The 8,729-nt window shown below is 61.2% G+C and carries 8 protein-coding genes; 2 read left to right on the top strand and 6 right to left on the bottom strand.

The annotated features are described in order from the left end of the window. Positions 1 to 73 precede the first annotated feature (73 nt). The 5 genes from ACYVDE_RS09200 to ACYVDE_RS09180 form a co-directional block, all read right to left on the bottom strand. Complete coding sequence (locus tag ACYVDE_RS09200; RefSeq protein WP_460501196.1) at positions 74 to 649, bottom strand: RNA polymerase sigma factor; 576 nt, start codon at positions 647 to 649, stop codon at positions 74 to 76. Between the two features lie 270 nt (positions 650 to 919). Then, the gene (gene nadE / locus ACYVDE_RS09195) at positions 920 to 2,830 is read right to left on the bottom strand and encodes a glutamine-dependent NAD(+) synthetase (protein WP_460501194.1); all 1,911 of its coding nucleotides are present in this window, start codon (positions 2,828 to 2,830) and stop codon (positions 920 to 922) included. 169 nt (positions 2,831 to 2,999) lie between these two features. After that, entirely contained in the window at positions 3,000 to 3,725 is a 726-nt protein-coding gene (rnc, locus tag ACYVDE_RS09190; protein WP_460501192.1) for a ribonuclease III family protein, read from the bottom strand. 160 nt (positions 3,726 to 3,885) lie between these two features. Further along, the gene (fabF, locus tag ACYVDE_RS09185; RefSeq protein WP_460501191.1) at positions 3,886 to 5,136 is read right to left on the bottom strand and encodes a beta-ketoacyl-[acyl-carrier-protein] synthase family protein; all 1,251 of its coding nucleotides are present in this window, start codon (positions 5,134 to 5,136) and stop codon (positions 3,886 to 3,888) included. Between the two features lie 164 nt (positions 5,137 to 5,300). Beyond that, positions 5,301 to 5,537 (bottom strand): acyl carrier protein, encoded by a 237-nt coding sequence (locus tag ACYVDE_RS09180; RefSeq protein ID WP_019948606.1) that lies wholly within the window; start codon positions 5,535 to 5,537, stop codon positions 5,301 to 5,303. 170 nt (positions 5,538 to 5,707) lie between these two features. Here ACYVDE_RS09180 and ACYVDE_RS09175 point away from each other — a divergent pair, with 170 nt between their 5' ends. Together ACYVDE_RS09175 and pyk are read left to right on the top strand one after the other, a co-directional pair. Then, on the top strand, positions 5,708 to 6,136 hold the full coding sequence (locus tag ACYVDE_RS09175) for an IPExxxVDY family protein (RefSeq protein ID WP_460501190.1): 429 nt from the start codon (positions 5,708 to 5,710) through the stop codon (positions 6,134 to 6,136). A 380-nt stretch (positions 6,137 to 6,516) separates the two neighbouring features. Next, positions 6,517 to 7,956 (top strand): pyruvate kinase, encoded by a 1,440-nt coding sequence (gene pyk, locus ACYVDE_RS09170; protein WP_460501188.1) that lies wholly within the window; start codon positions 6,517 to 6,519, stop codon positions 7,954 to 7,956. 97 nt (positions 7,957 to 8,053) lie between these two features. On the opposite strand, the gene ACYVDE_RS09165 is transcribed toward pyk, so the two are convergent. Then, a partial coding sequence (locus ACYVDE_RS09165) for a S8 family serine peptidase (protein WP_460501187.1) occupies positions 8,054 to 8,729 on the bottom strand: 676 nt, incomplete at its 5' end.

Below are 8,729 nucleotides of genomic sequence, written 5' to 3'. Positions count from 1 at the left end.
CGGCACCGGCTGGCGGCGCAGCTGGCGCAGCAGCTCGTCCCACTCGGGGTCGGCGCCGGGGCGGGGGGCAGCATCAGGCATGGCGCGAAGTATTAATGTGTTTGCGAAGCGTTTGGCGGGCCCGGAATAGCAGCGACTCCACGGCGGCCACGGTGGTGCCGAGCACGGCCGCAATCTGCTCGTAGCTCAACTCCTGCTCATGGCGCAGCGTGAACGCCACCTGCTGCGACTCAGGCAGCCGGGCAATGTGAGCCAGCAGCAACTGAAGCTGCTGCTGCCCTTCCAGCAGCGCCTGCGGGTGAGCGTGGTCGGGCGGCTCGTGCAGCACGGCATTATCAAACCCGAGCAGGCTGGTGAGGTAGGAGAAGCGCTTTTTGGCGCGGGCGCGGCGCAGGTTTTTCAGCGCCCGTGAAGTCGCCAGTCGATACAGCCAGGTGCTTAGCGATGCCTCGCCCCGAAACCGGGCGATGGTCTGGTGCACTTCCACAAAAACTTCTTGAGCCACGTCCTCGGCTTCTTCGGCATTGCGGAGCAGCGAAAAAACTGTGCGGTAGATGCGATTCTGGTAGCGCTCGACCAGCGTGCGAAACGCCACTTCGTCGCCGGCTTGCAATTGCGCCACCAGTTCGGCATCCGCGTTGGCGGCCAAGTCAACTGCTTCCAGACAGGCAGGCGGCTCAAGCGTTGGCAATAGTGGAATGGCGCAAGTCACAGAAACCGGTACTGAAATTATAACGAATACTTCAGCAGCTTCGACAATCACGCGCAACCGCGCCAATTGGGGCTACACGGTATTAGGCCCATTCAGCGCGAAAAACTTGCGCACATGTGAGCAGTTTTTATTGAGATGACTGGTTTTCAAATCAATAAATAAGCGCCGCATGCTCTGCGCACCCTCGCGCATGGTGCAAGCCATACGCTACAATGCCGCCAACTCCTCCGCAAACCCACCGCTCAGAATCGGGAAACGCAGCCAGGAGCGCGGGTCCACGTTGTAATCGTCGAGGTGGAAGCTGGGGGCGTAGCGCTCGCGCTTCCACTGATTGCGGCTCCAGAGGTTGTAGAAGCGGCGCACGTAGGTTTTCAGCTGCTCGTGGTCGAAGCCGGTTTCTTCGGTTTCCAGCGTGGCCAGCACCTTCTTTGGGCTCAGGCGGTTGTAGAAAGCCAGGCGCTCGATGCGGTTGAGCAGCGCGTAGGGCATCAGGTCGCGCTCGTCGGTCTGCTTGTCCTCGAGCGGGCGCAGCTCGGCGGTGGGCTGCAGGGCGTTCACGTGGCGCAGGGCTGGGTAGCCTAGCTCGGTTTCGGCCCAGCGCAGCCACTTTTTCACGAAGTCTTTATCGACGCCCGCAATGGGCGAGATGCTGCCGGCCGTGTCGCCATCCATGGTGCAATAGCCCACGCTGGCTTCGGAGCGGTTGCTGGTGGTGATAAGCAGGCAATTCTGCACGTTGGCCAGCAGCCAGATGGCCGGGGCGCGTACCCGGGCCTGAATGTTTTGCAGGGCCAGGTCATCCGTCTTCCAGGTCAGCTCCCGGCCCAACGCGTGTTGAATCTTGCCCACGTAACCGGTCACTTCCTCATCAATCTCCCAATTAAAAAACCGCGCGCCAATACTGTCGGCCAGCTCCTTAGCTGAGTTAAACGTGTCGTTGGAAGAATTGACGGTACCCTGGTACGCGCAGGTCAGTAATTGCTGCACCAACTGCTGGTTGGAACTCAGGCCGCCTTCCGGCGCGGGCTTTTCCACTACCTGCGCGGCCTTGCCGCCGGCACCTTCCTGCGTCACCGTTTCGCTCGCCGCCTGCAGGCCAATGCGCTGCTTAAACTCAGCCAAGCCCAACTCCTCCACACCCAGGCGCACCATTTCGGCCACGCCCACGGCGCAGAAGCAGGAGTCCGCCCCGCCGCTCAAGCTCAGCACGAAGCCCTTGCTGCGCGCCTTGCGCAGGTAGTCGAACAAGCCTAGGCTCATGGCCTGGTTCAGTTCCTTGTATTCGTCGGGCGCGGGCAGCGGTACAATCTCGGCCGCCGGCTCGGGCTTGGTCGCGAAGTCCACGTCTACCCATTCCAAATCCACCGATTTGAAGCTCAGCAGCTGGTTGCGCTTCAGCAGGTGCCCGTTGCGGGCCACCAGAATTTCGCCGTCGAAGATGATGCGGCCGGCCTCGTTGCCCAGCAGGTTGGCGTAGAGGTAGGTGCAGTCGAACGTGCGCGAAGCCTTCATCACCAGCTGGTAGCGCACGTCGGTTTTGCTCATCGCGAAGTGGCTGGCCGAGGGGTTCACAATCATATCCACCCGGCCCATCAGGCGGCAGGCGGGGCGCACGTTGTCGGGCCGCCAGGCATCTTCGCATATCTCGAATCCGAAGCGCACGCCTTGGTGCTCGAACACGAGGTCGCCCAGCGGCCACGTCTCCCCTTCCCAGCTCACGGTGCTGGTTTCGCCCGCCACCCAGGGCGCAAAAAAGCGCGTTTCATAGTGCACGCCGTCGTTGGCCAGAAACTGCTTGGCCGCGAAGCCCAGAATCTGGCCATCGCGCAGTACCGCGGCCGTGTTGTAGGTGCGGCCCGGCAGGCGCACCGGCAGCCCCACCACCACACAAATACCCTGCGTCCAGGCCCGCACCGTTTGCAGGTGCGCCAGCGCCGCCTCGGGCATCCAGTCGCTCAGAAACAGGTCTTCGCAGCCGTAGCCGGTCAGGCACAGTTCGGGCAGGCACAACAGTTCCACACCGGCGGTCTTGGCCTGCTCAATGGCCGTTTGAATGTTCCGCAGGTTGTTTTCCCAGTCGATGGGAATCTGGTTGAGGGCAGCTCCAGCAATGCGCATGGGAAAGGTTGAGTTTTGAGTGTTGCGGGTTGAATGAGGTCAGCCAGACTATTCGATAAAAGCAACGCCAGCCGAAGCACATGGTTTTAGCAGAGTAGCCATTCTGCTTCTATCCCGATGAATTCTTGCGAAGAACTCAGCACTTAACCCTCAACATTCAACCCTTTTTTCAGGCCACGCCCAGCTCCGTCAAGGCTCTTTCAGCGGCCAGCTGCTCTGCCTGCTTCTTGCTCAGGCCCATGCCGGTGGCAATGACTTCCTCATCCAGCAACACACTGGCCGTAAACTCCATTGCGCCGCCCGGCCGGGCCTCGCCCGTGATGTCATAGCGTAGCACCTTGCCCTGGCGCTGGGCCCATTCCACCAGCTTGCTCTTGAAATTGGCGGTGGTGGTGGTGAGCGTGTGCACATCAACGAAGCCCTTCACAAGGCGCGTGAGCACGAATTTGCGGGCCGCTTTGTAGCCCAAATCGAGGTACACCGCGCCCACCAGCGCTTCCAGCGCGTTGCCGTTTACCGAACGCGAGCGGGCGGCGCGGCCCTGCGCGGTATCGAGTTGCACCAGCTTGTCGAGGCCCAGCTTCAGGGCGATGCCGTTCAGGCTTTCGCGGTTCACGATGCGCGAGCGCACTTCCGTCAGGAAGCCTTCCTGTTCGTAAGGGTACTTCTTGAACAGGTACTCGGCCACCACCGTGCCCAGCACCGCGTCGCCCAGAAACTCCAGCCGCTCGTTGGTTTGGTGGCGGGCCGCGCCCGGCAGCTGCCGCACCGCCGACGAGTGCGTGAACGCCAGCCGGTAGAGCCGGGAGTTTTTGGGCGTCTGGCCCGTCACGGTCGCCACCGCCTGCCGAAACGACTTGTCAGAGGCAAAAAGCCGGGAAACGAAGCTGAACAAATGAAGGGAAGTAAAGGGGAGATTTATTACAAAAGAACGTCATGCGGAGCGCAGTCGAAGCATCTCGCGTGCAATAGTAAATCCTTTCAACCGGATTACTACTTCGAGCGAGATGCTTCGCTGCGCTCTGCATGACGTTCTGTTTTTCGCCAGTACCAGCCTACAGCTTGCGGAAAATCACCGACGTGTTGTGGCCGCCGAAGCCGAACGTGTTGCTCATGGCCACGCGCACGTCGCGCTCCTGCGCCGTGTTCGGCGTGAAGTTCAGCGCCTGGTTGATTTCCGGGTCGGGCGTGTGCAGGTTAATGGTGGGTGGCACAATGCCGTGCTGCATCGCCATGATGCAGGCCACCGCCTCGATGCCGCCGGCACCGCCCAGCAGGTGGCCAGTCATGCTCTTGGTCGAGGAGATGTTCAGCTTCTCGGCGTGCGCGCCGAATACTTTTTCGATGGCCTTGATTTCAGCGCCATCGCCCAGCGGCGTGCTCGTGCCGTGGGTATTGATGTAGTCTACTTCTTCGGGCTGAATGCCAGCGTCGCGTAGGGCATTTTTCATCACCAGCACCACGCCTTCGCCGCTGGGGTCGGGCGCGGTGATGTGGTAAGCGTCCGACGACATGCCGCCACCAATCAGTTCGCAGTAAATCTTGGCCCCGCGGGCCTGGGCGTGCTCATACTCTTCGAGCACCAGCGCGCCGGCCCCTTCGCCCAGCACAAAACCGTCGCGGTCCTTATCGTAGGGCCGCGAGGCCGAAGCCGGGTCGTCGTTGCGCTCGCTCATGGCCTTGAGGGCGTTGAAGCCGCCCACGCCCGATTCGGTGATGGCCGCTTCGGAGCCGCCGGTCACCACCACGTCGGCCAGGCCGAGGCGGATGTTATTGAAGGCCGCGATGATGGCGTCGTTCGACGAGGCGCAGGCCGAGGTCGTCACGAAGTTCGGGCCGCGGAAGCCGTTTTTGATACTGATGTTACCCGACGCCGAGTCGGCAATCATGCGCGGAATGAAGAACGGCGAGTAGCGGGGGGTGCCGTCGCCGCGCTCAAACTGGAAGCATTCTTCCTGCAGCGATTTCAGGCCGCCGATGCCGGAGCCCCAAATCACGCCCACGCGGTCCTTGTCGACGCCGCTCTCGAGCAGGCCCGAGTCGGCGATGGCCTCGTCGGAGGCCACCACGGCAAACTGCGTGAAAAGGTCCATTTTGCGGCCCTCTTTACGGTCGAAATACGCGTCAGGGTTGTAGTCCTTGACTTCGCAGGCAAAGCGGGTTTTGAACTTGGCGGGGTCGAAGCGCGTGATGGTGGCGGCACCGCTCGTGCCGGTGCGCAGGCCCTCCCAATAAGCCGGGGCCGTATTGCCCAGCGGCGTGATGGCCCCAAGGCCGGTAACGACAACGCGTCGGATGGACGACATAAGCAGGCGCCAGGGGCGCGAAAGGTGAGGCGGGAATAAACAGCAAAACCGGCCGGCGGCTAGCCGGCCGGTATGCGCAGAATTAGATACTTATTCCGGGCAAAGCGGGAAAACGGACGAGTAAAATCGGCTCGGATAGCGCGCTTGGTCAGGAATGAAAAAAACTACTTGGCGTGCTCCTCGAGGTAGCTGATGGCCTGGCCCACGGTGCCGATGTTCTCGGCCTGGTCGTCGGGGATGCTCACGTTGAACTCCTTTTCGAACTCCATAATCAGCTCGACGGTATCCAGCGAGTCGGCACCCAGGTCGTTGGTGAAGCTTGCCTCGGGGGTAACCTCGGAGGCTTCAACGCCCAGTTTATCAATAATAATGGCCTTTACTTTTTCTGCGATTTCAGACATTTCCGTGGGGGGTTTAGGGAAAATTACGGCACAAAGTAACGAGAGAATTTTTATCTAACCCACGGCCGCGCTCCGGAAATGCGGGTACAACATTATGGCGGCACCTCGTTGTGGGCCGTAGCTTTGCCCCCTTGCCCGCCCGCCGAAAACCCGGCCGCGGCGGCTGCCCCATGAAGACTTTTACCCTGGATGTTGACTACGAGTGCGACTTCGCCCTGTTTGGGCTGGTGAGCAGCACCCGCGACTACACCCTGGCCTGGACGCTGAACCAGGCCCTGCGCCTGCGCTTCGTGAAGCAGCCCGAGCTGCTGTTAAATCTGTTCAGCCAGGGCCGCCTTGTGTTCACGCACTACCTCTACGCCACCGAAACGCTCACCTGCCGGCTGCTGCGCAACCGCTCCATTGCGCCCTCCACGCTCAAAAAGCCCTTTCTGGCGCCCGATATTAAGGAGTACGACTACCTGCTGGCCGTAACTAACGGCACCGGCGCGCTGGCCGACGACGAGCTGCTGCACCGCCTCACCGCCCTCGATGCCGTGCAGTACGCCTGTCAGTTCGACCCGAATACGCTTAAGTATAAGGAAAACCTGCTGCTGTGAGCGACTATTGTAATGCGTAAAGAGAACGTCATGCTGAGCGCAGTCGAAGCATCTCTACCGCTTCGTTACAGTCGGCATTGATTACTTGCGTAGAGATGCTTCGACTGCGCTCAGCATGACGGGCTGGTAAATTCAATATCCTCCCCTATCCGCTTTATACCTATAAAAACGTTTGCAATTGCCAACTCCGGAAAGTCCGTGCAAAAAGCATAGGCTTTTCGGTTTAATTCAACGACTTTTGCCGGTGCGGGCCTTCGGGCCGGCCGCAAGTGGCGGCCCCGAAGCGCCGGTAACTGTTTTGCCTGGCGCTTTGCGTCAGCATCCCCTCCTGGTTCGGGCGGGGCGTTTTTTTGTCCTGACATTTCTGTATTCCGCTTCGCATGGAAAGCACCCCCACGTTCAACAAAACCAAGATTGTGGCCACCGTTGGCCCCGCCTCCAACACCTACGAGCGCCTCGGCATCCTCATGCGCGAGGGCGTCGATGTGTTCCGCCTCAACTTCTCGCACGGCTCGTACGAGGACCACCTGTCGGTTATCAACACGGTGCGCCGGCTGAACAAGGACATGAAAACGTCGGTGGGCCTGTTGCAGGACTTACAGGGGCCGAAAATTCGCCTCGGCGAGGTAGAAGGCGGTGGCGTCGAAATCAAGGCCGGCGACAAGCTCAAGCTGGTGTGCGGCGAGAAGGAAATCAGCACGGCTACGCGCCTGAGCACGATTTACCTAGGCCTGGCCCGCGACGTGAAGGCCGGCGACATGATTCTGATTGACGACGGCAAGATTGAGCTGAAGGTGCTGGCCACCGACCGCGACAAGGAAGTAGACGTGGAAGTGGTGTACGGCGGCCTCGTGAAGCCCCGCAAGGGCATCAACCTGCCCGATTCTGAAGTATCGGCCCCGAGTATGACCGAGAAGGACATTGAGGACCTGCAATTCGGCCTGGAGCACGACGTGGACTGGGTGGCGCTAAGCTTCGCCCGCAAGGCCGACGACATCCGCTTCATCAAAAAACTGATTGCGGAAAGCGGCAAGAATACGCGCGTCATCGCCAAAATTGAGACGCCCGACGGCCTGCGCAACATCGACGAAATCATCGCCCTCACCGATGCCGTGATGGTAGCCCGCGGCGACCTCGGCGTGGAAGTGAAGATGGAGGAAGTGCCGATGGCGCAAAAGATGATTATTGCCAAGTGCAACGCCGCCGGCAAGCCCGTCATCGTGGCCACGCAAATGATGGAGTCGATGATTACGGCTCCCCGCCCCACCCGCGCCGAAACCAGCGACGTGGCCAACGCCGTGCTCGACGGCGCCGACGCCGTGATGCTTTCGGCCGAAACCGCCGTGGGCGCCTACCCCGCCGAGGTTATCCGCTCGATGGTGGGCACCATTCTGAGCGTGGAAAGCCGCAGCCCGCAGCTGTTCCACAAGTGGTGGCCCGTCGACCCCAAAGGCGCCAACTTCATGGCCGACAGCGTGCTTTCGGCCTCGTGCCACCTGGCTAAAAACACCGGCGCCAAAGCCCTCACCGGCATGACGCACCGCGGCTACACGGCCTTCCAGCTGGCCAAGTACCGCCCCAAAGCCAACATTTTCATCTTCACCAACAACCGCCCGCTGCTCACCGTGCTGAGCTTGGTGTGGGGCGTACGCGCCTTCTATTACGACCGCCTCATCAGCACCGATAGCACCGTGGCCGACATCCGCTACGTGCTCACCGCCACCGGCCACCTCGAAGCCGGCGACGTGTACATCACCACAGGCTCCATGCCCATCCAGGACCAGGGCAAAGCCAACATGGTGAAGGTGAGCATTGCGTAATTAAGAGTTGGAATAAACAGCGTCTGTCATCCTTCGTCTCTGCTTTAATCGCAGAATGCTCAGGATGACAGACGCTGTTTTTACGCTTAACCCAACCTTACAGCGGTAGCGCGCCCAGTGCCGCGCCCACGTTCACGCGGCCCCAGCCGAAACTGCTGCTGCGGGCATTGCGGTTGGAACTGGCGGCTACGAGCCGGCTCATCATCTGGGCGCGGGTTTCGGTGGGGTATTTGGCCCAGATGAGGGCCGTCATACCCGCCATACTGCTGGTAGCTACCGAGGAGCCGCCCACGGTGCTGGGGTCGTCGCCGCTCATGGCCAGTGTGAGGGGACGGCGGTCGTTGCTGGCCTGCTGCATTACCACGGTGAATTCCACGTCGGCGCCCACGTGGCACTCGTCGCAGCGGGTGCTCAGGTCGCTTTTCATGCCGGTTACAGCCACGGCTTCGGGCAGCGAGGCCGGGTAGATGACGCCCACCAGGCCCGCCGACCAGTCGAACGACGTCCCGGCGGCGCAGAAAATCAGTTTACCCTTGCCGTAGGCATACGCAATGGCGTCGCCGATTTGCGACGAGCTGGTGAGGCGCCCCATACTCATGCTGATGATACGCACGTCGGCCCGGTTACCGGCCAGCATGTAGGCGTCGGCAATGCCCTTCACCTCGCGGCTGGCATCAATAAACACGTCTTCGGCGGCGTGCACGGTTATCAGGTTGGCATTGTAGGCCATGCCTACCGCGGCGCCGTCGGTGCCGCGCGGGCCGGCGGCCGCG

The organism is Hymenobacter agri (assembly GCF_054778495.1).
This window is presented reverse-complemented; position numbering and strand designations above follow the sequence as displayed.

Excerpts from the sequence above, each read along its gene's own strand:
- ACYVDE_RS09175 (WP_460501190.1), top strand. The coding sequence starts at position 5,708 with ATGAAGACTTTTACCCTGGATGTTGACTACGAGTGCGACTTCGCCCTG.
- fabF (WP_460501191.1), bottom strand. The coding sequence starts at position 5,136 with ATGTCGTCCATCCGACGCGTTGTCGTTACCGGCCTTGGGGCCATCACG.
- ACYVDE_RS09180 (WP_019948606.1), bottom strand. The coding sequence starts at position 5,537 with ATGTCTGAAATCGCAGAAAAAGTAAAGGCCATTATTATTGATAAACTG.
- nadE (WP_460501194.1), bottom strand. The coding sequence starts at position 2,830 with ATGCGCATTGCTGGAGCTGCCCTCAACCAGATTCCCATCGACTGGGAA.
- pyk (WP_460501188.1), top strand. The coding sequence starts at position 6,517 with ATGGAAAGCACCCCCACGTTCAACAAAACCAAGATTGTGGCCACCGTT.